This is a genomic window from Urechidicola vernalis (genome assembly GCF_031846385.1).
GTDB lineage: Bacteria > Bacteroidota > Bacteroidia > Flavobacteriales > Flavobacteriaceae > Urechidicola > Urechidicola vernalis.
On sequence record NZ_JAVRHV010000001.1, the window covers coordinates 162,055 to 184,330 of the forward strand.

The 22,276-nt window shown below is 32.5% G+C and carries 25 protein-coding genes; 2 read left to right on the forward strand and 23 right to left on the reverse strand.

What is annotated here, in order from left to right:
* Positions 1 to 8 precede the first annotated feature (8 nt).
* Positions 9 to 959 (reverse strand): LysR substrate-binding domain-containing protein, encoded by a 951-nt coding sequence (locus tag RM519_RS00780; RefSeq protein WP_311591559.1) that lies wholly within the window; start codon positions 957 to 959, stop codon positions 9 to 11.
* A 103-nt stretch (positions 960 to 1,062) separates the two neighbouring features.
* On the opposite strand from RM519_RS00780, the gene RM519_RS00785 reads away from it, so the two are divergent.
* Positions 1,063 to 1,533: a Dps family protein gene (locus RM519_RS00785; RefSeq protein WP_311591560.1), complete on the forward strand. Its 471-nt coding sequence runs from the start codon at positions 1,063 to 1,065 to the stop codon at positions 1,531 to 1,533.
* A gap of 51 nt (positions 1,534 to 1,584) precedes the next feature.
* On the opposite strand, the gene RM519_RS00790 is transcribed toward RM519_RS00785, so the two are convergent.
* The 11 genes from RM519_RS00790 to RM519_RS00840 all read right to left on the reverse strand — a co-directional run bounded on the left by RM519_RS00790 (position 1,585) and on the right by RM519_RS00840 (position 13,456).
* Positions 1,585 to 2,394 carry a lysophospholipid acyltransferase family protein gene (locus RM519_RS00790; RefSeq protein ID WP_311591561.1) on the reverse strand — a complete coding sequence of 270 codons (810 nt, stop codon included), beginning with the start codon at positions 2,392 to 2,394 and terminating at the stop codon, positions 1,585 to 1,587.
* Between the two features lie 38 nt (positions 2,395 to 2,432).
* A complete protein-coding gene (locus tag RM519_RS00795; RefSeq protein WP_311591562.1) occupies positions 2,433 to 3,065 on the reverse strand; it encodes an NUDIX hydrolase in 633 nt (210 codons plus the stop codon).
* Positions 3,066 to 3,120: 55 nt separating this feature from the next.
* The gene (locus RM519_RS00800) at positions 3,121 to 3,696 is read right to left on the reverse strand and encodes a YdeI/OmpD-associated family protein (protein WP_311591564.1); all 576 of its coding nucleotides are present in this window, start codon (positions 3,694 to 3,696) and stop codon (positions 3,121 to 3,123) included.
* 103 nt (positions 3,697 to 3,799) lie between these two features.
* Entirely contained in the window at positions 3,800 to 4,537 is a 738-nt protein-coding gene (locus RM519_RS00805; protein ID WP_311591567.1) for a DUF6090 family protein, read from the reverse strand.
* A gap of 1 nt (position 4,538) precedes the next feature.
* Positions 4,539 to 5,129, reverse strand: a complete 591-nt coding sequence (locus tag RM519_RS00810; protein ID WP_311591568.1) for a peptidylprolyl isomerase — start codon at positions 5,127 to 5,129, stop codon at positions 4,539 to 4,541.
* Positions 5,130 to 5,194: 65 nt separating this feature from the next.
* Positions 5,195 to 6,496, reverse strand: coding sequence for an APC family permease (locus RM519_RS00815; RefSeq protein WP_311591569.1), 1,302 nt, complete (start codon positions 6,494 to 6,496; stop codon positions 5,195 to 5,197).
* Between the two features lie 150 nt (positions 6,497 to 6,646).
* Positions 6,647 to 9,547: an FAD-binding and (Fe-S)-binding domain-containing protein gene (locus RM519_RS00820; protein ID WP_311591571.1), complete on the reverse strand. Its 2,901-nt coding sequence runs from the start codon at positions 9,545 to 9,547 to the stop codon at positions 6,647 to 6,649.
* A 17-nt stretch (positions 9,548 to 9,564) separates the two neighbouring features.
* Positions 9,565 to 9,999 (reverse strand): protease complex subunit PrcB family protein, encoded by a 435-nt coding sequence (locus tag RM519_RS00825; protein ID WP_311591572.1) that lies wholly within the window; start codon positions 9,997 to 9,999, stop codon positions 9,565 to 9,567.
* Positions 9,999 to 10,337 carry a tRNA-binding protein gene (locus RM519_RS00830; RefSeq protein WP_311591573.1) on the reverse strand — a complete coding sequence of 113 codons (339 nt, stop codon included), beginning with the start codon at positions 10,335 to 10,337 and terminating at the stop codon, positions 9,999 to 10,001. Before RM519_RS00830 ends, RM519_RS00825 begins: the two co-directional genes overlap by 1 nt.
* Before the next feature lie 6 nt (positions 10,338 to 10,343).
* Positions 10,344 to 12,995 carry a carboxypeptidase regulatory-like domain-containing protein gene (locus tag RM519_RS00835; protein WP_311591575.1) on the reverse strand — a complete coding sequence of 884 codons (2,652 nt, stop codon included), beginning with the start codon at positions 12,993 to 12,995 and terminating at the stop codon, positions 10,344 to 10,346.
* Complete coding sequence (locus tag RM519_RS00840; RefSeq protein ID WP_311591576.1) at positions 12,992 to 13,456, reverse strand: Mpo1 family 2-hydroxy fatty acid dioxygenase; 465 nt, start codon at positions 13,454 to 13,456, stop codon at positions 12,992 to 12,994. The genes RM519_RS00835 and RM519_RS00840 overlap by 4 nt, the downstream gene beginning before the upstream one ends.
* 45 nt (positions 13,457 to 13,501) lie before the next feature.
* On the opposite strand from RM519_RS00840, the gene RM519_RS00845 reads away from it, so the two are divergent.
* On the forward strand, positions 13,502 to 14,059 hold the full coding sequence (locus RM519_RS00845; protein WP_311591578.1) for a thioredoxin family protein: 558 nt from the start codon (positions 13,502 to 13,504) through the stop codon (positions 14,057 to 14,059).
* A gap of 21 nt (positions 14,060 to 14,080) precedes the next feature.
* On the opposite strand, the gene RM519_RS00850 is transcribed toward RM519_RS00845, so the two are convergent.
* The 11 genes from RM519_RS00850 to RM519_RS00900 all read right to left on the reverse strand — a co-directional run bounded on the left by RM519_RS00850 (position 14,081) and on the right by RM519_RS00900 (position 22,274).
* On the reverse strand, positions 14,081 to 14,563 hold the full coding sequence (locus tag RM519_RS00850) for a GNAT family N-acetyltransferase (protein WP_311591579.1): 483 nt from the start codon (positions 14,561 to 14,563) through the stop codon (positions 14,081 to 14,083).
* Positions 14,563 to 15,093 carry a YfiT family bacillithiol transferase gene (locus tag RM519_RS00855; protein WP_311591580.1) on the reverse strand — a complete coding sequence of 177 codons (531 nt, stop codon included), beginning with the start codon at positions 15,091 to 15,093 and terminating at the stop codon, positions 14,563 to 14,565. Before RM519_RS00855 ends, RM519_RS00850 begins: the two co-directional genes overlap by 1 nt.
* Position 15,094: 1 nt before the next feature.
* The gene (locus tag RM519_RS00860) at positions 15,095 to 15,787 is read right to left on the reverse strand and encodes a tetratricopeptide repeat protein (protein WP_311591581.1); all 693 of its coding nucleotides are present in this window, start codon (positions 15,785 to 15,787) and stop codon (positions 15,095 to 15,097) included.
* 4 nt (positions 15,788 to 15,791) lie between these two features.
* Entirely contained in the window at positions 15,792 to 16,619 is an 828-nt protein-coding gene (locus RM519_RS00865) for a hypothetical protein (protein WP_311591582.1), read from the reverse strand.
* Between the two features lie 80 nt (positions 16,620 to 16,699).
* Entirely contained in the window at positions 16,700 to 17,632 is a 933-nt protein-coding gene (locus RM519_RS00870; protein WP_311591583.1) for a peptidylprolyl isomerase, read from the reverse strand.
* 98 nt (positions 17,633 to 17,730) lie between these two features.
* Positions 17,731 to 18,366 carry a DUF8845 family protein gene (locus RM519_RS00875; protein ID WP_311591584.1) on the reverse strand — a complete coding sequence of 212 codons (636 nt, stop codon included), beginning with the start codon at positions 18,364 to 18,366 and terminating at the stop codon, positions 17,731 to 17,733.
* Positions 18,367 to 18,368: 2 nt separating this feature from the next.
* The gene (locus tag RM519_RS00880) at positions 18,369 to 18,863 is read right to left on the reverse strand and encodes an RNA polymerase sigma factor (protein ID WP_311591586.1); all 495 of its coding nucleotides are present in this window, start codon (positions 18,861 to 18,863) and stop codon (positions 18,369 to 18,371) included.
* A gap of 80 nt (positions 18,864 to 18,943) precedes the next feature.
* Positions 18,944 to 19,912, reverse strand: coding sequence for an NAD(P)-dependent alcohol dehydrogenase (locus RM519_RS00885; RefSeq protein ID WP_311591587.1), 969 nt, complete (start codon positions 19,910 to 19,912; stop codon positions 18,944 to 18,946).
* A 1-nt stretch (position 19,913) separates the two neighbouring features.
* Entirely contained in the window at positions 19,914 to 20,759 is an 846-nt protein-coding gene (locus RM519_RS00890) for a CPBP family intramembrane glutamic endopeptidase (protein WP_311591588.1), read from the reverse strand.
* A gap of 3 nt (positions 20,760 to 20,762) precedes the next feature.
* Positions 20,763 to 21,191, reverse strand: a complete 429-nt coding sequence (locus RM519_RS00895) for a DoxX family protein (RefSeq protein ID WP_311591590.1) — start codon at positions 21,189 to 21,191, stop codon at positions 20,763 to 20,765.
* Positions 21,192 to 21,362: 171 nt separating this feature from the next.
* Positions 21,363 to 22,274, reverse strand: coding sequence for a lysophospholipid acyltransferase family protein (locus tag RM519_RS00900; protein ID WP_311591591.1), 912 nt, complete (start codon positions 22,272 to 22,274; stop codon positions 21,363 to 21,365).
* Between the last annotated feature and the right edge of the window lie 2 nt (positions 22,275 to 22,276).

A 22,276-nucleotide genomic window follows, 5' to 3' on the forward strand; every position in this document is an offset into this window, starting at 1 on the left:
AAGGAGACTTAGGCTCCTTTTTTGTGTTGTAAAGGACTGATTATTTCGACATCATTAAAGGCAATTGCACCTCTTACTAAACTATCTATTACATCCTTTAAAGCTTCTATCAATTGCATTTTAAGTTGCGATTTATGGTAAATTAAACTCACCTCTCTGGCTGGTACTGGAGCATTGAATTCCCTTAAATATGTTTGATCATTTTCACTTAAATCTAATGTGTGTAAATAGGGTAGTAGCGTCATTCCTAAATTTTCTTTCGCTAGTTTAATTAAGGTATTAAAACTTCCACTTTCTAATCTAAAATGACTTCCAGTTTCATTCTTAAATGTTCTACATAAATTTAAAACACTTTCTTTAAAGCAATGCCCATCTTCTAATAACAATATGTCATTTAATTCTAATTCATTAACATCAATTGTTTTATGATCATGTAAACGATGCCCTTTTGGTATGAACCCAACAAAAGGTTCATAATATATTACACGTTCTTTAATAGCTTCATTTTCTAGAGGAGTTGCAGCCAAAGCGGCATCAATGTGGCCGTCTGTTAATTTCTTAATGATCTCTTCCGTAGTTAACTCCTCAATAATCAAGTTTACTTTAGGGTACTTTTTTACAAAAGTTTTTAGAAACATAGGTAATAAACTTGGCATTACCGTAGGTATAATCCCTAATTTAAATTCACCACCTATATATCCTTTTTGTTGATCAACTATATCTGTAATTCGATTGCTTTCATCAACTATTATTTTCGCCTGCTCTACAATTTTTTCTCCGACTTGAGTAAGTTGTATAGGTTTTTTGTTTCGATTAAATATTTTTACATCTAATTGGTCTTCTAATTTTTGTATTTGCATACTTAATGTGGGCTGGGTGACAAAACAATGCTCAGAAGCAATGGTAAAGTTTTTGTGCTCTGCAACAGCCAAAACATATTTTAATTGAGTAATCGTCATTTGTATAAATTTTGATGATAAAGATATTAAAACTATCAATTGTAATTATAATAAATCCCTTCTTTTTTAAGGTAAATTTGTTTAGAACTTAAAAACAAAAGAAATGAGCGTTACAATTTTAGGATTAGATAAAGAAAAGTCGACAGTATTAGTTGAAAATTTAAATGGATTGCTTTCAAACTTTCAAGTGTATTATCAGAATTTAAGAGGTTTGCATTGGAATATCAAAGGAAAGAATTTCTTTGAATTACACGTTAAGTTTGAAGAGTATTATACCGATTCACAGGAGAAAATTGATATGATAGCGGAACGAATCTTAACATTGGGAGGAACACCATTACATACTTTTGGTGATTATAGTGCTAAAGCAAAAGTTCCCATAGGTAAAAACGTAAGTGAGGATGTTGCAGCTGTTACTTTGGTAATGAATTCTTTAAGTGAATTGTTAAAAATAGAGAGAGAAATATTGAATTTATCTGATGATGCTGAAGATGAAGGTACAAACTCTATGATGAGCGATTTTATAGCAGAACAAGAAAAAACGATTTGGATGTTACAATCTTGGTTGGGATAAACTAGGATTATAATTAATAAAAAAGGCTACCAATTTGGTAGCCTTTTTTATTTAATCTCTCCAGAATGTTCGTTGTTTGTTCAATTCTTCTTCAGACTTTTGATATTCCTTTTCAGAAACAACCTTTAAAAATGATTTATGTTGCTCAATAGAATGCTCAATCTGTTTCACAATTTCATCCATAGAGTCATTCTCATAATCAATCTCAATAGGTTTCTTAATAACAAATGATTGTAGTACTCCACGTTTTTTAATCATCAATCCTTTTTTGTCAAAAGATCTTCTGAATCCATCAATAACGATAGGAATTACTATGGGTTTATAAGTCTTTATAATGTGCGCTGTTCCTCTACGAATAGGCTTAAAAGGGGTTGTAGTACCTTGAGGAAAGGTAATTACCCAGCCATCGTTTAAAGCAGTTCCAATATTAGTGATATCAGACATTTTAACTTGTCTGTTTACATCCTTACCTGCACTTCTCCATGTACGTTGTATAGAAATAGAACCTGTATAAGCGAAAATTTTAGGAAGTAATCCAGATTTCATCGTTTCAGATGCCGCGATATAATAGATATTCAGTTTTGGATTCCAGATATATCCTACATTTTTAAGAGAATCTATTCGACCTTTTAAAGATGCATTAAATACATGAAGCATAGCCGCCACATCAGCGAAATATGTTTGATGATTTGAAACAAATAGTACATTTGATTCGGGTAAATCTCTTATAATTTCAGAACCTTCAATCTTTAAATCATTGAATCGCTGGTACCTTCCGTGAGAAATCACACCGAATACACGAATAATCCATTTTTTAATGAATAATATATGTCCAAAAGGATTCTTTTTAAATAGGCCCATAATCTTTATTAGGATTGCAAATTTACGAAAATTATTGGCTATAGCCTTTCGAATGTACTTTTGATTTCACTTAGGATCATTGCTGTAGCTCCCCAAACTATATGTTTCTCAAATTGAAAACAGGGAACCTCAACATTAGACATGTAAGAGGTGTCCCTTTTACGCATAACAAGTTTGGATTCATCTAATAAATCGGAAAGTTTGACCTCAATTATTTCGGCAACTTCATGATTGCTTTTAAATTTTGGGATATAATCTAAATACCCTAAAAAAGGAGTAACTAGAAAGTTACTAGGCGGAATATAGGCATCCGTAAATTCTTTGATAACCTTTATGGAATCAACAGTGATACCAATTTCTTCATAAGTCTCTCTAGTAGCAGTCTGTTCTAAATTTTTGTCTTGCTCCTCTATTTTTCCTCCAGGGAAACTAATTTGTGCAGAATGGGTGCCATTGTAACTTGCTCTTAATGTCAGCAAAAACCTTGTTTCATTTTGTACATCAGGATAGAATAGGGCCAATACACCAGCTTGCCTTGGATTTTTAAGTTGAATCATATCCTCAGAATAGCGCTTTCTAATTTCTGGAGCTAGTTTAAACTGCGCATCTAATCCAGGTAATTTTGCCGATTTTAATTTTGGTAATAGTTGCTGAAACTTTGTGAAATTCATGAAGCGAATTTACTTAAAAAAAAGATTCTTTTAAGATGGCATATTTAGGGGAGAATTACCAATTCCCATCACGCTGTTTTTTATTAGTAGAACAATATTTTATTATTTCTAAAATTCTTTTTTGTTGGGTAGTTTCTCTTTTTGCGGCATACAGCCAATACAAATACCCTCGTCTATAGGAAGGTGCGAAATTTTTATAATTGCTGAAGGCAATCGGATTGTTTTTAAATGCTGCTAATAAAAGGGGAGGAATTACTTCATTATCTACATCATTCAACGCGTCCCAACTTCCATTTTGTTTTGCAATAGAAATACTTTCTATTCCACTGGATTGCAGTAGTTTTTCTTTTGTTAATTCCTTTATGTATGTTTTATTCAATTTACTCCAAACACTTGTTGATTTGCGTGGCGAAAAATATTGTTGTCTACGTTCGTCATCCAAACGTTTTACCGTAGAATCTATCCAACCATAGCACAAGGCAACTTTTACAGCTTCTTCCCAACGCATACTTGGTTTGCTGCTAGAAACTTTGTAGAAAATTAAATAAACACCCGTTGATTTCTTATGGTTCTCATGCAACCATTTTCGCCATTCAATATCCCTTTCGAAATAGAGTTGGGGTTTAGTCATCTTCATCCTCTTTTTTAGAGTTTTTATACCCAATAAACAAACGAACGCCTAAACGAGCAAACAAAATAATGGCAATAACCATAACAATATCAAATCCTTCCATTTATTTAGTCTCTATAATAATTTTATCAATCGTTTGTTGTAGGTTAATTAAATCCGTTTCATATTCTAAAAGATGGTATAAGAAATCATCTACTAGGCTTTCATATTCTAAATTATGAAAAATGGTTAATTTATCATGATTTAGTGTTGACCGTTTTCCCCAACCAATATTAGAATAGATGTCAATATCTTTAAGGGGGTATTTATCTGCTAGGAACGGAACAATGGAATTATTTATTTTATCATCCATGTCGTTATAAGATTCTATCATTGCATCTTTACGACTAGACCATTCGTAAATAAGATATTTTAAATTTTCATTATTTAGACTTCTCATTTTACCGGATTGAATTAAATCTTGAATAGCGTTTTCTGATGGGGTAAATCTTCTTTGTTCAAAAGAATAAAAAATAAGACTATCAGTCTGTTCTTTTTTTAATTCTTCATAATTTATTCCAAATAGAGACATTAAAACTTTGTTGGTTTTAATACACTCAGACAGCGAAATAACGGATTCGTCAATTTCCAATTTGTTTTTAGAAAATTCAGTATAAATATTTTTAAGTATTGCTTTTTCTTCGTTATTACTGATGCGATCTTGATTCCATGTATTAATTTGAAGCGCGATAAGGATACCTACTACAACAAGAATAATTTCACCAATAGCGTAGCGAAGGTACTGTTTGAATTTTTTTTCTTCTGCCAATTTTTTCCTAATTTTTCTGAATAGAGAAATCATTTTATTGAATTCGTTTTATGTTTTTTATTACAACCGGTTCCACTAAATATTGTGATGTATCTTTCATTCGTTGAATGGCTTTTACTACGTCCATTCCTTTTGTAACTTTTCCAAAGGCTGCAAATCCTTGTCCGTCTGGGTTTCGTTTTCCTCCAAAATCCAATTCAGGTTGGCTTCCTGTGCAAATAAAAAAACTATCAGTTGCTGTGTTTGGTTCAAGCCGAGCCATTGATAAAGTCCCGTTTTCATGCTTTAATCCAGTTTCTTTTGTTGTTTCTATTTTAATGGGAGGGAATCCGCCAGCATTCTCGTCTAATCCACCTTGAATAACCTCAATAGGTATAGTTCTTTCAGCTTCATTTTGTGTGTTGCAGACTCTAAAAAAAGCGCTATTCTCATATTTGTTTGCATCTACATATTTTAGAAAATTAGCAACGGTAATAGGTGCCTTTTCGGGGTAAAGTTCAATAATGATATCTCCTTTATCGGTTTCAATAACACATTCGATAGAATTTTGATTACAATTATAAAAGACAATCGACACTGTACATAACAATATGAATTGTTTTGTTTTTTGAAGGATTTTAATCATGGATTTATTCTTTTAATTCAAGTATCAAGGTGATTTCTTAATATTTCGATTAATTAATTTTAAAACTAAGATTTAGTTCTCGGAATTTTTTCGATTATCCAATAAATTATGGAAAGGCCTACGATATACATTAAAATTCCTATTTGTTGTTTGCTATCTAAATGTGATAATAGGTATAGTATAATTATACAGGCCAAAATTGGAATTGTAATTCCTCCAGGAATTTCAAACTCCTCAGGTGCTGTTTTGTTTTTTCGCCTTAGTTGTATTACAGATAATGCAACTCCTAAATAAACGAGTAAAATAGCAGCACTTGCAATATTAATTAGTGTTTTAAAGCCTCCAAAGGAGGCAATCAAAAAGCCGATTGTAGCATAGAGTAATATGGCTACATAAGGAGTCTTAAATTTTGAGTGTATTTTTTCAAGAATAGGAGCGGGCAACACTTTATCTTTAGAGAGTGCAAAGAATAGGCGTGGAGAATTTAGAAGGTCTCCAATAAAGTAACCGAACATTGATATTGCTGCGCCTGTGAATAATATAGAGAAACCTATTGGACCAAAAATAACATTACCAACTTCTGCTAAAGGAGCCTCGGTATAATTGGCCAAGGAATCTCCTAAAACTCCTTGTGCAACTCCCTGAATTAACATGTATAAAATAAGCACTGTAACAATCGCTATAAATACACCTTTAGGAACAGTTTTTTTTGGGTTCTTAATCTCACCTCCAATAACAAGTCCAGTTTCTCCACCTTGAAAAGCGAAAATAAGAAAGAGTGATGTGGCACCAATTTCACTAATTGTAGGTGCAGATTCCCAAACCAAATTGGCAAAATCAACATTCTTCCAACCAACTATAATAAGCAGCAATAATGGCGATAATTTTAAAAGTGTTATTGTTTTTACCATTCCAATCCCTTGCTTAATGCCAAGAATGTTGATAAAAGCCAATCCAAAGAAGACAAGTGCAAAGAATAATATGCGTACAACTCCATTTTCAAAAACAGGGAAAGTATTGCTTAGGATGTCAACAAGAGCATTTGCAACTGTACCTCCTGCAAGTAAACTTCCTGTTATTGCAATGATAGCAACAATAAAGCCTGGATATTTACCAAAAGCGGCTTCTACATAAGCAAATCCACCACCAGTAGTGGTCACCTTACTACCTGCTTCTGCAAAACAAAGCATAATTAAACCGATCAATATTCCACAAAAGAGATAAGCAACAATACTTGTTGCTCCCATGTTTTCTGCAACAATGGCCGGAATTACAAAAATTCCTGCTCCAACAATGATATTTATAATATTAGCGGCGAGTCCTAAGGGACCAACGAACCTTTTTAGACCTTCGTCTTGTTCTTTCATTTTACTGGGTTTTGGAAACAGTTATAAATTCGATCTGAAAATATGGTAGAATAGCATGTGCAAAGACATAGCTTATCTTGATGCATAGTTCAATTAGTTTCGTTAGGTTAACTACGGTTTCTAGTGGTAGTTGTAAATATACAAAAAATACTACAGCAAAGCTTCTAATAAAACCGTAGCAGGATGAACGGCTTTTTGTTGCGTTCCATCTTTTATTTGATGGCGACAACTTGTACCAGACGCAACCAAAATAGCGTCTTCATGAAGATTTCTGACTTTAGGAAATAAAGAATCTTCTCCAATTTGCATGCTGATATCGAAATGTTCTTTTTCAAATCCGAAAGATCCTGCCATACCACAGCACCCTGTTGCTAAAATAGACACTTTATAATTGGCTGGAAGGTTTAACATATTAAATGCTGGACGCATACCAACTAATGATTTTTGATGGCAGTGACCGTGAATTTTAATTTCCCTTTTTTCTGTAGTAAACAGGGTAGGAGATATTTGGTCGTTATCGATTTCTTTAGAAAGGAATTCTTCTAAAGTTAAACAATGCTTTGCCAATTTTTCTGCAGTAGCTTTATCATCTACTATTCGAAGATATTCATCTCTAAACGTAAGTATGGTCGATGGACCAATTCCGATTAAAGGTGTCCGTTCTGAAATGAGTTCTTTAAAAATTGAAACATTGGTGTTGGCTACCTTTTTAAATTCATTCAAGAATCCTTTTGAAACCAAACTTCTTCCACTTTCTTCATGTTGAACGGTTAAAACATTATAACCTAATTTACTAAGTAATTTATACGTGTCAATTCCTATTTGAACTTCATTATAATTGATAAATTCATCAACAAATAAATATACTTGTTTGTTCGAAGGACTAGAAGTTGATTGTTTAGAAAGCCATTTTTTAAAAGTAGTTTTTTCTAGTTTTGGAATACTTCTACCTTTCGGTAAACCAAGTAAGTTCTTAGAGATTGAACTTTGTAATATGGTATTTGTAATATTTGGAAATTTGCTTCCTAGTTGATTGTATTTGTTGTTAAAGGCAAATAATTTATCTCTTAAACTTGGGCGATTTTCTTTATGATATTGAAATAAAAATTCCGCTTTTAAAGTTGCTACATCTACATTACTTGGGCATTCACTAGCACAAGCCTTACAACTTAAACAAAGATCAAACACCTGTTTGAGTTCTTTGTGATCAAATTTATTGGTTTTATTAGAATTGGTTAAAAATTCTCGCAAAGTATTTGCTCTAGCTCTTGTGGTGTCTTTTTCATTTTTTGTGGCACGATAACTAGGACACATGGTTCCTCCTGCTTCTACAGATTTCCTACAATCACCTGACCCATTGCACTTTTCAGTTGTCTTTAGAATTCCTTCAGAATCAGAAAAATCGAATATAGTCGCGATTGTTGGTTCTTCTCTTCCAACTTTATATCTGAAAGACTGATCCATTGGGAAGGCATCTGTAATCTTCCCTTTATTAAATATACTATCTGGATCAAAACTATGCTTTATGCGCTTTAACAATTCATAGTTTTTAGAACCAATCATTAAAGGAATGAACTCCGCTCGTACAATACCATCTCCATGTTCACCACTAAAAGAGCCACCGTATTTTTTAACAAGTTTTGCGGTCTTTGTAGTTATTTCTCTAAATAAAACAACGTCTTCTTTCTTCTTTAAATTTAGAATAGGTCTCAGGTGAATTTCTCCAGCTCCTGCATGCGCGTAATAGACTGCCTCTTGATTATAGTCTTCCATCATTTTAGAAAACTCTGCAATATATTCCGGTAAATCGCTTACTTCAACGGCAGTATCTTCAATACACGCCACAGCTTTGTCGTCTCCAACAATATTACCCAATAGCCCTAAGCCAGCTTTTCTTAATTCAAAGGCCTTCGCAATATCATTTCCTTTTAGAACTGGAAATGCATATCCAAATTTATGTGTTTTTAAATCATCAATTAGTTTTAAGGCAAGTTTTTTGGTTTTTCCCATATTATCAGAAGATACCTCTAGCATTAATACCGCTTTTGGATCTCCTTCAATAAAAAAACGATTTTTTAATTGTTTTCTGTTGTTTTTGGTGCAATCTAAAATGGTTTTATCCATTAATTCACACATGTATAAATTGTGCTTCATTGCAACAACTACGGCCTCCATGCTTTCATGGATACTTTCAAAATGTACCGCAACCAATAAACTTTGAGTAGGTGGAAGAGGATCTAACTTCAGTGTAATTTCTGTTGTGAATGCTAATGTGCCTTCGCTTCCGGATAATATATCGCAAAGATTTACATTTGGTTCTAAACCTCCGAACAAAGATGACTTTAATAGACCATCTACATTATAACCTGTGTTTCTTCTATGAATGGGCTCGTTAGGGAATTCTTTTTTTATTTCTATTTGATGTTCTTCAACAATTAATTCATCATGAATGGATTTATAAATCTTATTTTCAAGAGTGTTTCCCTTTATTTTGGAGATGAGCCTTTCATTCGAAATAGTCTCAAAGGTTACCTCAGAGCCATCCGAGAGTATAGTTTTTAATGCGAGTACTTTATCTCGAGTAGTTCCATACTGAATAGAAGTTGTTCCAGATGAATTGTTACCTACCATTCCGCCAATCATACATCTGTTTGATGTGGAAGTATTTGGTCCAAAAAACAATCCAAATGGCTTTAAAAATCTATTAAGGTCATCACGAATTACTCCAGGTTGAACCGTTACAGTTTTGGCTTCCTTGTCTACTGAAATTATATTAGTGAAGTGCTTAGAAACATCAACTATAATTCCATCTCCTACACATTGCCCTGCAAGAGAAGTTCCTGCCGTCCTAGGAATTAGTGTTGTTTCATTTTGATGCGCAAAAGCAATTAAGATTTTAATGTCCTCTTTGTTTTTAGGATAAGCAACTGCTAATGGTAATTTTCTGTAAACTGAAGCATCGGTAGCATAAATAGCCTTATGAAGATTGTCGAAATGTAATTCTCCCCGAAGTTTAGCAGAAAGTTGTGATAAATGGTCGTTGCTTTGCATTGGGTAAAAATAAACAACTATTTAAAAACAATCGATTTTTCAGTTCTAGGAATTTTACAAAAGTAATAAGGTTGTGTCATTGCACTAGTAGCCATGCCATCTGGTGCGTTTGTTTGTACAAATACCTGAACTTCATCTTTAGTTTCTATAATTTTCGAAATTAAAATAGAATGACCGCCTGTTGTTTTTTCTCCTAAAAATAAGGCAAGAATTAATTCTTTTTCAAAATCAATTTTAGGAATTGGAAAGCCAGGTTTACGAACTTTATTTATTTGTGTATAAACGGTTTTTAATTCATCTTGATTTTTAACAACAATGAATTGACTATTTAAATAGCCACCATTACTTCCTTGAACTAAAGTCTCAAATTGTACTTTTTGTGGGTAATTTTGCTGTTTACCGCTTGCACACCCAAAAATTAGGAGTGTAGTAATGTATAATACGTATTTCATTAGGTTATTTGTTCTCCATTTTTAATTTGTAGTGTTGCACTTTGCAATAAAATAACATCGGCACCATTTTGTATTCCTAACACTAAAACTTCACTAGAAAAATTAGCAATTTGCCTAGGCTCAAAGTTTACAACTGCTGATACTTGTTTGCCAATCAATTCTTCTTTTGAATATAAGGTTGTTATTTGCGCACTAGATTTTTTAATACCTAATGCACCAAAATCAATAATTAATTGATAGGCAGGTTTTCTTGCCTTAGGAAAATCATTCACTTCCAGAATTGTGCCAATTCTTATATCCACTTTTGTGAAATCTTCAAATGAAATAATTGGTTTCATAAGTTCTTATCTCGTTACAATAAATTCAATTCTTCTATTCTCTAAATGCTCCGTTTCACTACAATTTACACCATTGGCACATCTATTTAGCAATTCCGTTTCTCCATATCCTTTGCCAGTTAGTCTGTCAGAATTTATACCTCTTTCAATTAAGAATGATAATATAGATTGCGCTCTTTGTTCAGATAGGGTTAAATTGTAATTATCTGGTGCACGACTATCGGTATGAACACCGATATCTACTTTTATTTCTGGATTTCTATTCATTATGGCAACCACTTTATTCAGTTCTATTGCCGCATCTTCACGTATGTCAGATTCATTTAAGTCAAAATCTATTTGATCTGTTATTATCATAAGGTTGTCACGGACCATTTCAAAATCTAACTTTGTTTCTAATATTATGGAAACTGTTGTATTTGCCCCATGGACATTATCGGTATTTATTATTTTTGAGTCAATAGAATAATCTTTGGTTGTTGCACTAATTTTATAATTAGAACTACAATCTACTTCAAAACTGAAAGTTCCATCAGAAGCAGTTGTTAAATTAGAAATTACTTGATCGTTTTCTAAAAGGTCCACGCTTACATTAGACATAGGTATTTTTGTTCTTGAGTTGGTAACCATTCCAGTAATTGTTTGTGCACAAATAGTAGATTTCAAGTTAAAATCAATTCGGTGATTTTCCTTTTGTACATCTGTAGAAGTAAACTCAGTAATGCCAGTTTCGAAGTCGGTCATAGAGACTTCTAATCTATAATCGGTTTCACATTTAATATTAATATGGAAGTTTCCATTTGAATTTGAATTGACAGTGGTTATGATATTACTACTTTCGTCATATAAATTTACCGTTGCATTAACTATAGGTAATCCATCCAACTCATTGTTAATTCTTCCCCGTACAATTTGTTCGCAAGCAATAGGGGTTAATTCATTACCTAAAAAGAATTTCTCATTGTGTATCGGAGATTTACTAACGCTGACTAAAATTTCTTCATATCCAAGTTTTTCCGTAGCAATTTTATAATTACCATCACAAGGGGCTGTAAAAGTATAGTTACCTAATTCATTTGTTTCTGTGGCGTTAATCTGTTTGTTATTTTCAACCAAATAAACTTTAACTCCGCCTAAAACTGTTTTAGAATTAATATCTTTAAGTGTTCCCAGAAGAATAACATCACATGGTATTTTAGGCATTATTATATTTTGGGTAGTTTTTCCACCTGTAAAACGTGTAGTTTTTAACTCAAAATAAGATTCTTCAAAATTGTTAAGGCGTGCTGTAACACGGTAATGGTTGTTACATTTTAATTGAAACGAATATTTTCCATCCGGTTTTAAATCATAGGTTCCAATGTTTTGACCATTTTCATAGAGCGTAATTTTAGCATCCGCCATAATACTATTGTTTTCGTTTAGAATAGTCCCTTCAACGGTTTGTACACATTCATTATCATCTTCAACTTTCACTGCAGTAGCAACAATTACAGTAGGCGTAATGCTATCTGAATTTATTTTAGTAACCGCAGTATCCTGTTTTTTAGCTATAGAAACCGTGTCTACCTTTATTGTATCTAATTGTGCTTCTTTAGTGAGGATCGCAACATTTGATTCCTCATCAATCGTTTTGAAATCTTCAATTTCTACAATAGTATTCGCAGTTATATCTTCAGCACTCACAATTTCCTCAACTTCTTTCTCTTCTAGAATTGGTTCCTCATTAATTGTATACTTAAAAGTGTATATATCGGCATCACCTACACTTTCTTTTCTGGTAGAGGTTAAGTACCCAATGTTTTTTGAATTGCTGTATATAAGTGAAAAATCATCAGCCTCACTGTTTATTGGTGCTCCCAAATTTTTTGATGTATTTGTAAAGAGTTCATATATTGGAATTCTAAACACATCTAGCGCACCTATACCACCATGACCATCAGATGAAAAATATAGGAAGTCATCTTCGCTAATAAATGGAAATAACTCATTTCTACTCGTATTTACTTTACTTCCTAAATTTACTGGTTTTCCGTAGCTCCCATCTGAATTAATGGAAATTGCATACAAGTCGAATTCACCATAGGAACCTTCCATGTTTGATGCAAAATATAATTTGTTTCCTGATTTGTTTAAAACGGGATTTGTTACGGAATGTGAGTCACTATTTATAGGAAGTGGTGTTACATTAGATAATACACCACTTTCATTAATATTAGCTTTGTAAATTTTTAGAAAGTGAGTTTTTTTCGCTTCTTTTTTGAAATACTTTCTATAATCGTCTTGGATGTAGCCGTTTCGTGTAAAGTATACTGTTTTAAAATCTGATGTAAACGCAAGATTGGCTTCTAAAATTGGATTGAATTCTTCTGTACTAAAAAGAGTCACATTGTTTATGGTTCCATCATTTGAAATCTCACCTGAATACAATCGAAGTCCCATTTGACGGTTGTTTCTTCGATCTCTTTTATTTTCAGTTTTGTTAATTTTAGATGATGCAAAAATTACTTTTCCATTTTTGTAAAATTTAACTCCTAATTCTGCGTACTCAGAATTAACAGAAAGGTTATTAACCTCGAGAGGTTTCAAAGGTTGACTGTTAACCGCAACAAAGAATAGGAGGGTGCTACAAAAGCAAGCAATTTTTATCTGGTTCATTTTTTATTGGTCACCTTTTTTATAACCCAAGCCGGACCTATTAATAAAAATTGAAGGTCTTGTAAAAATGAAGGTTTTGCACCTTCTATTTTATGACCATAAAACTGTCCAATCCATGCAATTACAAAAAGAGCGAGTGACGTGTATAATAAATTGGCTACAGTACTCAGATAATAATTTCCATAGAGGCAAAGTATAGAAAACACTAATATTTTTAAAAACATACTAAATGATAGTCGTAAGTAGAAAAACAAACTAAAAACTAAAAAGACGACTGCCCAATTTTCAAAAACAGGTAAATTTAAATTAAGAGTATTCTCAATTATTCCGGCAGGAATCGACATGATCAAACCAATTATACTAAAATAAATAACCGGTACACAAACAAAATGGATTAATTGATTTGTTTTATTTTGATGACTAACTGCATATTCATCAAACCATTGATTGAGAGTCTTCATTATTTCTTAATTTTGATGATATAAACTTACAAATAAAATCTTATAATGGCTAGAACTCCATCAAATATGATTCCATTAAATTCGATGGCTTCAAATTTTAATTTACTAGACACAATTTCGGGTGAATTTAAAGATTTAAATAACTTGAAGGGTCCAAAAGGAACGGTTTTGTTTTTTATCTGTAATCATTGTCCATTTGTAATTCATGTGAATGATGAATTGGTAAAATTGGCGAATGATTACCTGGTAAAAGGAATTCAATTTGTTGCCATTTCTTCTAATGATGTAGAGAATTACCCACAGGATAGTCCAGAATTAATGAAAATGCAAGGAGATATATTAAAATATCCGTTCCCTTATTTATATGACGAAACACAAGAAGTGGCTAAGGCCTATGATGCCGCTTGTACACCGGATTGTTATTTATTTGATGACGAATTAAAATTAGTATATAGAGGACAATTGGACGATTCAAGACCGGGAAACGGAATGCCAGTTACGGGAGTAGATATGCGAAATGCATTGGATTGTTTATTAGCAGAAAAAGAGAACACAAAGCCCCAAAAACCAAGTATAGGCTGTAATATAAAGTGGAAAATGTAGTTAGTATAAGGAATTTGTGCTTTAAAGTTTTAATTGCCAAAAACCAACATCAACCCAATCACCAAATTTAAATCCTACTTCTTTAAAATGAGCCACTTTTTTAAAGCCGAAATTTTCATGCAATTTTATACTTGCATCATTCGGCAAAGATAGGCCACCTACAACGGTATGGTAATTATTTTCACGAAGATTATTTAATAATTCTTTATATAATTTAGAGCCAATCCCTTTGTTGTGTATGTTGTGTTTAACATATACGGTACTTTCAATTGTTTGTTTGTATGCCGGTTTTTCCCTCCATTTGTTGGCGTAAGCATATCCTAGAATGGCGCCGTTTTCTTCAAAAACTATAAAAGGGTATTTCTTTTGAATATTTTTTATTCTGGTTACAAAATCACTTTCCGAGAAAGGAGTTTTATCAAACGTAACAATAGAATTTAGAACGAAGTAATTGTAAATAGCAACAATTTGTTTGGCATCTTTTAGTTGAACCTTACGAATCATTATTTCCAGTTATTTCGAATCAATAATTGATTGATATGTTCATAATGATGTTCACTATGCCATGCGTATATTCCGATATTCTTTTTTAAGGATATTTTATCTCCTGTTTCTGGATGAATAAAAGTTTTATTTAATTGATCAGGAGACAGATTTTTAAAAAGATAAACCATTTTTGCATGTAGTGCAGTAATATGGTCCAATGCCAAAGTAATTGGAGCATTCTTTGTGTCATCCAATTCGGCCCAACGCTCTTCAAAATAGGCTTTTATAATTGGTTTATCTTCGGTTAAGGCCCATTTAAAACGAATATAACTGTTTGTATGGCTATCACCAATATGGTGCAAAACCTGTCTTATAGTCCAGCCGTCTGGTCTATATTGAGTATTTAATTGGTTTTCAGATAATGTTGAAGTAAGGTCCTTGAGCTTTTTAGGTAGTTCTTCAATAATTTGAATCCAATCCTGAATATTCTCAGTCGAAATATCTTCTGGGATATTTGCAATACCAATAGGATACTTTAATGCGTACATTTTAATTACCGTATTTTTCTACAATTTGTTGAGCCCGTCTATTTCCAGAATCTATCTCAAGAGATTTTTTATAATTTGTAATTGATTCAAGAGTGTCTCCATTTCTTAAAAGGGCTTCTCCCAAACTATCATAAACATTGTCACTTTCAGGATGTAAAGCCGCATTTAATTTAAATATGCTAATTGCATGAACCATATTTTTTTCATTATTCATAACTCGATACCCCATTCTGTTTAAATGTGCTTCTTCAATTATTGGGCTTAAAGAATCGTTACTTTTAATAGATTTATATGCTTCTAAGGCTTTGTTAAATTGTCCATTTTTTAAATAATAACTCGCTGTAAATTCGTCTTTCTCTAATTTCATAAAATCATATGCCATTTGAGAGTCATCTGTCTTTGGAACCAAACAGATATAATATTTATTATCTGTAGGGTTTTTTCTAAATTGAATTTTCTCATTCATTTCTTTTACAAAATAAACACCATCACCTACTTTTAAAGGTTTAATTTTTGTAGCACCACGCCATTTCATAAACCAGGAATCATTTTCAATATAAATTTCTAATTCTTCATCTGCGTTAAAAAGGTATCTACCAGATATATCATTTAAAAAGGCAGGGTCTTCCGTTGATGAGCCACAAGAACATATAAATAATAGCAAGAGAGCGCAACTAAAAAATTTCATTTTCATAATCCTAAAAATTACCAGTAAGAGAAAACATAGGGCCATGGAAACTCAGGGCAACTCCACCATCCCAATTATTATCTTCAATATCTACGTTTAAATTAAAATAGCGATAACTGGCTCCGACACCAATATTTTTAAACAATTGATACTGTATACCTGGAGCGAGATTTAGCAAAGACCCTTTTATATTTGAAATTTTTACGGAAAGCCAATCCAATCTTGCCGTTACTAAGAATTTTTCTGAGGGGGCCCAAAAATACCAAAAACCAATATTTGGAAGAGGGGCAAGCGCAGTTATGGATTCTCTTCTAAATCCAGTGTTTAGATCGTCTAAAAACGCTTCACCTTCTAGATATGTTGTGATATCCATAGCATGAATACCTATTCCTCCGCCTAATTCATGTTTAGGGCCGGTTGAAATATTTCTACCAAAGAAAACCCGATATAAATCTAGATCAAACCCTGCACCAACACTTAAGCCTGCTTTAAAAGTATAATCATTCCATTCTATGTCTTGTTCTATAGAACGCGTAGCGCCATTCTTGATGCTATAATATTCCATTCCTAAATTCCAGTTTTTAGCAAAGCGCCATTTCACGGACGCTGCAAAGGTTATTTCACTATCATTAAAATCAAATGTTTTTCCAAAATCAATTTCTTCATTAGGTGTGCTACCGTTGGCTTTAATTTTAATATTTTTAGAAGGAAGAAAAACGCCTGTACTAATGAAAAACTTCTTAGTTAATATTGGATGTTTGGCAAGTGAATCTTGCGCCAATAGATTTGTAGAAATCAAACAGCAAGTAACAACAATTAATGAAACGAAATATTTCATGGCAATTTTGGTATTGTTTAAGTTATGATAAAGGTAACAAAAAAAGTAAAAAAAAACGCTCCTTATTAGGAGCGTTTGTATTATTTAACATTCATCAGTTCTACATCGAAAATTAATGGAGCATCAGGTGGAATGACACCGCCAGCACCTCGACTACCGTAAGCCAATTCAGATGGAATAACAAATCTAGCTTTATCTCCAACTTTTAACAATTGAATTCCTTCATCCCAACCAGAAATTACTTGACCAATACCAACGTTAAAATCGATAGGTTGTTTTCTTTTGTAAGAAGAGTCAAATACAGTTCCGTCTAATAATTGTCCTTTATAATGAACAGAAACCATCACACCTTTTGTTGCTTGTTTTCCATCTCCTTTTTGAAGGATTGTATATCTTAAACCACTCTCTGTAATTGTATAGCCAGCTGATACACCATTTAATAATTCATCTTGTTCCTTTAGTGCTTCAGCAATTCTTGCTTCACGTGCTCCTTCAAATTTTCTAAAAGCCTCAATAGCATTAAATTTTTCTGCAGCATCACCAACACGGACTATTTCAATTGATGTTAACTCATCTCCTTGAGCAACCGCATCAACAATATCCTGTCCTTCAACTACATTTCCAAAAACGGAATGCTTGTTATCTAACCAAGGAGTTTCAACGTGTGTAATAAAAAATTGAGATCCGTTTGTAGCAGGTCCAGAATTTGCCATAGATAAAACACCTGGCTTATCGTGCTTCAATTCAGGGTGAAACTCATCATCAAAACTGTATCCAGGGTTTCCTGTTCCGGTTCCTTGTGGACAACCACCTTGAATCATAAAATCTGCAATAACTCTATGAAATTTTAAACCATCGTAATATGGAGTGCCTTGAGGCTTAACATCATTTTCCATATTTCCTTCAGCCAAAGCAACAAAGTTACCGACTGTTCCAGGAGTTTTTTCAAACTCTAAATTCACTAAAATTTCACCTTTTGAAGTGTTGAATTTTGCGTATAATCCGTTATTCATTTTCTATCTTTTTTATTGAGTTTGCAAAGATAGTACTTATGTTAAATAAACATAAATTTAAATGATTTAAAAAGACTGTTTAACAAAGAAATAACATCTTAACTTTCTAATTGTTCCAACTCTCTGTAATTTCTGTTTAAGCGTCTTAAAAGAATTCCATAAATAACTCTGTAAATAAGTAAAACAACTCCAATTAATGCCGCCGTAAAGACAACAACGAAAATTAAAAATGTATTTGAGTCAAAGTCTTGAGGAATATTACTTATTTCTTTATATAATGCAATGCTATTTGGGTTTGAAAAAATATAATAAAACATGATACCCATTAGTATAGTCATGGCACCAACATTAAAATAAATATAATATTTAACTGTTTTTCTAGTTTTTAAAATGTTAGCCATTAGAAGTTTAGCATTACTATCTACTTTTATACTACGGTAATTTTTATAAAAAGCATAAATAAAGCCAATAACCACAGCAAAGGTTGCATAAGACGAAATGGATATGAATCCATATAATCCTATTTCTTTGTAGAAAGCCATGTCTTTATCCATATCTCTAAAAAACATAATTGAATTCATAAGCACAAATTCTATTATACTTATATAGAATATCCATTTTACATAAGAAGAAGATTTTGCATGTAACATCTTATAAATTTCGTTGATCGAAACTTTATGTTTGGAATAGTCCTGTTTTTTCCAGGCTCCTTTTAACTTATCTAAATCATCCATACTTACGGATTTAATATTGTTTTTAATTTTGTCTTAATCCTATTCACCTTAACACGAGCATTTACCTCAGTAATACCGATTGTCTCTGCAATTTCCTTATATGGTTTGTCCTCTAAATAAAGTAAGATTAAGGCTTTTTCTACATCGCTTAATTGATGTATTGCTTGATAGAGTAACTTCATTTGTTCCTCAATCTCGCCATCATATTCCTCACTTTCTAGTTTATAATGAAAATCAGAAATATCATTTGTTTTAATTTGACGTTTCGATTTTCTATATAAGGTAATTGCTGTGTTTAACGCAACTCGATACATCCAAGTACTAAACTTAGCTTCACCACGAAATTTGGGATAAGCTTTCCAAAGTTGAATAGTGATTTCTTGAAAAAGGTCTTTATGTGCATCTGAATTTGTAGTGTATACACGGCAAACCTTATGAACAATGTTCTGGTTTTCTTCGAGTTGTTGTACAAATTGCTGCTCTAAAGCTTGCGTCACTGGTTAAGAGATTTATGTATAAGTAGTATAAAGATAATTTTTGTTACAAGAAGAACTAAGAATTTATAAAAAAAAAGGCGCTATTCATTTTTCATTTTAATGACAAGGTTTCCAACTTTTTCACCAGTCTCTGCATAAGAAAAGGCAGATGCAATATTATCGAGAGCGTATATCCGATCAATTAGTGGATTAAATTTACCTTCTTCCATTAATCGTTTTACCAAGTCAATGCTATATTGATGCTTGTTTGGGTAAGGGAATACGACTTTTCTCCCTTTGAAAAGAGGAGTGAAAATAGCAAAGACTAAATTTTGACCCCAAGGCCCCATTTCTGATGAAATATAAATGCCTTTTTTTGTTAAAATACGCCTGCATTTACCAAAAGCACTTTTTCCAACGGCATCAAAAACAAAGTCAAACTTCTCATTTAATTGAGTGAATTCTATCTTGGTGTAGTCTATTACTTGTGTAACACCTAAAGTTTTAATTACATTAATATTTTCTGTGTTTGCCGTTGCTGTAACATCAATTTTCATTGCTGCTAATAATTGAACAAGTGCAGACCCTATGGCTCCTGTAGCGCCATTAACTAATACTTTAGCGTTTGGTTTAAAATTAACTTTATTAATAAAGTTTTGTGCATAATGAGCCCCTTCAATACTAGCAGTGGCTTGTTCAAAAGAAAATTTACTAGGAATGGTTGCCAAAAAATCGTTTTGTCTAATTGTTAAATACTCTGCATGAGAACTAAGACCCGTGTCATTGAATCCGAATACCGCTTGGCCAACTTTAAATCGAGTTACTTTATGACCTATATCTTCAACTACTCCTGCAAAGTCAGTTCCTAAAATAGGGTTTTTAGGTTTCAAAAGCCCTAGCATCAATCGGATTATGGCCGGTTTTGCTCTAAGCATAGCGCAATCCGTTCTATTAACCGTTGTTGCCATGACTCTAATTAAGAGTTCATCTTCTTTAGGCGCAGGTTTTTTTAGGTCAATAATTTTTAAATTACTTGGAGAACCATATTTTTTATGGATGGCAGCTTTCATATTATAATTGTTCTTTTATACCTTTTAGCAAAAAGTAAATTCCAAATGTACAAGTAACTATAGCAAACATAATTCCATATTCACCATGCCAATACTCAAATTCTTTGACTGAATTTGTTATCGGAGGAAAAACCTTTTGAATGAATACATTGCTAACCGTATGAAATATAACTGCAGGCCATAAACTCTTCGACTTAAAAGTATAATAGGTCATTACAAATGACATTGAAATTATTACGATAAAAAAGGTGGTGAATTCTAAGACTATATTAGAGCCATAGTAATAAATAAGCGGCCAATGCCATAAGGCCCATATAAACCCGCTAAATAATGAAACACCTGTAAATGATAAATTTTTACGCAATTCAAAAACAAAAAATCCACGCCAGCCAATTTCTTCGCCTATTACCGTAGCCATTGATTTTAAAACACCAACAGATGCTAATAGTACAATTGCTATAAGAAGAGAAATATAAGGAGGGAGCGTTCCAATTCCAACAATTCCGATTTCCGTAGCCCATATGCTTATTTCTTCTTTAGAAACAATTGAGCCAAGACCGAGCATCCATATAAGGAAATAAGTAACGGTAACATAAAGTAAAGGAATGCCGTAAGCCCTTAAGAGAATCCGTTTATTTGGCCATTGCCAAGGAAGCGTTTTTAGGTTTCTATTTAATAGTTTTAAGGTTATAAATGTAGCAAATGTAGGACACCACATTAAGGCTCCGATATATAAACTAGAAGGATATAAATTTACAATTGCAATATAAGGTATCGCACTTAAAATGGTTAAAAGAGATAAGAATAGAATTATAGGCCTCCAAGAGCCATTATTTTGTTGTTTCATGTTTTATGGATTAATCTTGAGAATAGCATCAATTTCTAAAAACTTACCTTTCATTTTAGAAAGTGCAAAGGCTGCACCAGAAGCCGCAAAAACCGAATAGTCAAAAGCCCCTTTTATTCCAGTGGAAAGGGCAATAGATAAACCAAAGATTAAAATAAGATAACCACTTAATTTTGCTATAAATCCGGTTCTAAACCCAATTATTAAAAAAACACCAAAAAGAATTTCTAAAGCTGTAACAATAAGCCCGACAGGTTCTATAAAAGAAGAAGGTAACCAAGGATTGATAATTCTTGTATATGAAATAAAACTTTCCCAATTTCCCCAAGCCGAAATATTAGCAGGCCAATAACCTAAGCGGTCAGCAACAGCAGATAAGAATCCGGCTCCAAGTCCTATTCTTAGAAATAGTTTAACTAATGTTTTGTTCATAATAGAATCGCTAGTTTAAAATCTTCTAATCTATGGTTAATAGACGTATTAAAACTATAAATGTAACATTTAATTAAATTATCGTAATCTTACCGCTCTCGAAACTTATAAACCTTTTATTTTCCATTATGGTTGAAAATTTTCTCAGTAAACAATCAAAAAAAAGTATGGTTAGAATTTATAATCTAGGTTTTGTTTTAAGAACTCTTCAAACTTATCTTTATGTTTAAAGCGTTTGTGCGTCCAGAAATAATACTGAGGGGCTTTTTGTACTTGTTTTTCAACCTCGCGTAAGAACATATCAGTGATCTGATAATCCGGATATTCATTAGGATTTTCAGCTAATACTCTGAAAGTACATTTGTAATGGCCACGTCTTACTTTTGAAACTTCATAGAATACAACAGACTGATCCAGTTTTTTTGCAATTTGTTCCGCACCAACATGAACAGGAACTTTAACATTTAAAAAGGGAGCCCAATAATGTGTTTTACTCAATTGAGGAGATTGATCACTAACCAATGCATTTAGGGCAAGGATACCATTTTTTGAGTTTTGCTCATAGGTCCTTCTAGCCATTCTTGGAGTTACAAATTGTCCTCCATATTTGGTTCTATACTTCAGCATCATTTTATCGAAGTATTTATTTCCGATTCGCGTAGATACAGCATAAGCTTCATGGTCAACAAGGTTATTCATAGATACCATCCATTCCCAATTAGCATAATGACTGCCTACAAGTACAATACTTCTTCCTTTATTTCCTAGTTCTCGTAAAACATCTACATCTTCAAAGACAAATCGTTCATGTACGTTTTTTTCACTAATACTAATAGATTTAATCATCTCCATAAAAACATCCGTAAAGTGAACGTAAAACTGTCTTCGTATTTTTAAAAGTTCTTTTTCAGATTTGTTAGGAAGTGCTAATTTTAAGTTGTCATAGACTACTTTTTTTCGATACCCAATACCATAATATAAAATAAGATATAAGAAATCGGAAATTAAATAAAGGAGTCTAAATGGTAAAATAGAAAGGAACCATAGAATAGGGAATACTAAAATATATATAAGAAGTTGCATGT

What these genes read in the sequence shown, in the direction of transcription:
- RM519_RS00780 (WP_311591559.1), bottom strand. Translation starts at nt 959, where the DNA reads ATGACGATTACTCAATTAAAATATGTTTTGGCTGTTGCAGAGCACAAA.
- RM519_RS00785 (WP_311591560.1), top strand. Translation starts at nt 1,063, where the DNA reads ATGAGCGTTACAATTTTAGGATTAGATAAAGAAAAGTCGACAGTATTA.
- RM519_RS00790 (WP_311591561.1), bottom strand. Translation starts at nt 2,394, where the DNA reads ATGGGCCTATTTAAAAAGAATCCTTTTGGACATATATTATTCATTAAA.
- RM519_RS00795 (WP_311591562.1), bottom strand. Translation starts at nt 3,065, where the DNA reads ATGAATTTCACAAAGTTTCAGCAACTATTACCAAAATTAAAATCGGCA.
- RM519_RS00800 (WP_311591564.1), bottom strand. Translation starts at nt 3,696, where the DNA reads ATGACTAAACCCCAACTCTATTTCGAAAGGGATATTGAATGGCGAAAA.
- RM519_RS00805 (WP_311591567.1), bottom strand. Translation starts at nt 4,537, where the DNA reads ATGATTTCTCTATTCAGAAAAATTAGGAAAAAATTGGCAGAAGAAAAA.
- RM519_RS00810 (WP_311591568.1), bottom strand. Translation starts at nt 5,129, where the DNA reads ATGATTAAAATCCTTCAAAAAACAAAACAATTCATATTGTTATGTACA.
- RM519_RS00815 (WP_311591569.1), bottom strand. Translation starts at nt 6,496, where the DNA reads ATGAAAGAACAAGACGAAGGTCTAAAAAGGTTCGTTGGTCCCTTAGGA.
- RM519_RS00820 (WP_311591571.1), bottom strand. Translation starts at nt 9,547, where the DNA reads ATGCAAAGCAACGACCATTTATCACAACTTTCTGCTAAACTTCGGGGA.
- RM519_RS00825 (WP_311591572.1), bottom strand. Translation starts at nt 9,999, where the DNA reads ATGAAATACGTATTATACATTACTACACTCCTAATTTTTGGGTGTGCA.
- RM519_RS00830 (WP_311591573.1), bottom strand. Translation starts at nt 10,337, where the DNA reads ATGAAACCAATTATTTCATTTGAAGATTTCACAAAAGTGGATATAAGA.
- RM519_RS00835 (WP_311591575.1), bottom strand. Translation starts at nt 12,995, where the DNA reads ATGAACCAGATAAAAATTGCTTGCTTTTGTAGCACCCTCCTATTCTTT.
- RM519_RS00840 (WP_311591576.1), bottom strand. Translation starts at nt 13,456, where the DNA reads ATGAAGACTCTCAATCAATGGTTTGATGAATATGCAGTTAGTCATCAA.
- RM519_RS00845 (WP_311591578.1), top strand. Translation starts at nt 13,502, where the DNA reads ATGGCTAGAACTCCATCAAATATGATTCCATTAAATTCGATGGCTTCA.
- RM519_RS00850 (WP_311591579.1), bottom strand. Translation starts at nt 14,563, where the DNA reads ATGATTCGTAAGGTTCAACTAAAAGATGCCAAACAAATTGTTGCTATT.
- RM519_RS00855 (WP_311591580.1), bottom strand. Translation starts at nt 15,093, where the DNA reads ATGTACGCATTAAAGTATCCTATTGGTATTGCAAATATCCCAGAAGAT.
- RM519_RS00860 (WP_311591581.1), bottom strand. Translation starts at nt 15,787, where the DNA reads ATGAAAATGAAATTTTTTAGTTGCGCTCTCTTGCTATTATTTATATGT.
- RM519_RS00865 (WP_311591582.1), bottom strand. Translation starts at nt 16,619, where the DNA reads ATGAAATATTTCGTTTCATTAATTGTTGTTACTTGCTGTTTGATTTCT.
- RM519_RS00870 (WP_311591583.1), bottom strand. Translation starts at nt 17,632, where the DNA reads ATGAATAACGGATTATACGCAAAATTCAACACTTCAAAAGGTGAAATT.
- RM519_RS00875 (WP_311591584.1), bottom strand. Translation starts at nt 18,366, where the DNA reads ATGGATGATTTAGATAAGTTAAAAGGAGCCTGGAAAAAACAGGACTAT.
- RM519_RS00885 (WP_311591587.1), bottom strand. Translation starts at nt 19,912, where the DNA reads ATGAAAGCTGCCATCCATAAAAAATATGGTTCTCCAAGTAATTTAAAA.
- RM519_RS00890 (WP_311591588.1), bottom strand. Translation starts at nt 20,759, where the DNA reads ATGAAACAACAAAATAATGGCTCTTGGAGGCCTATAATTCTATTCTTA.
- RM519_RS00895 (WP_311591590.1), bottom strand. Translation starts at nt 21,191, where the DNA reads ATGAACAAAACATTAGTTAAACTATTTCTAAGAATAGGACTTGGAGCC.
- RM519_RS00900 (WP_311591591.1), bottom strand. Translation starts at nt 22,274, where the DNA reads ATGCAACTTCTTATATATATTTTAGTATTCCCTATTCTATGGTTCCTT.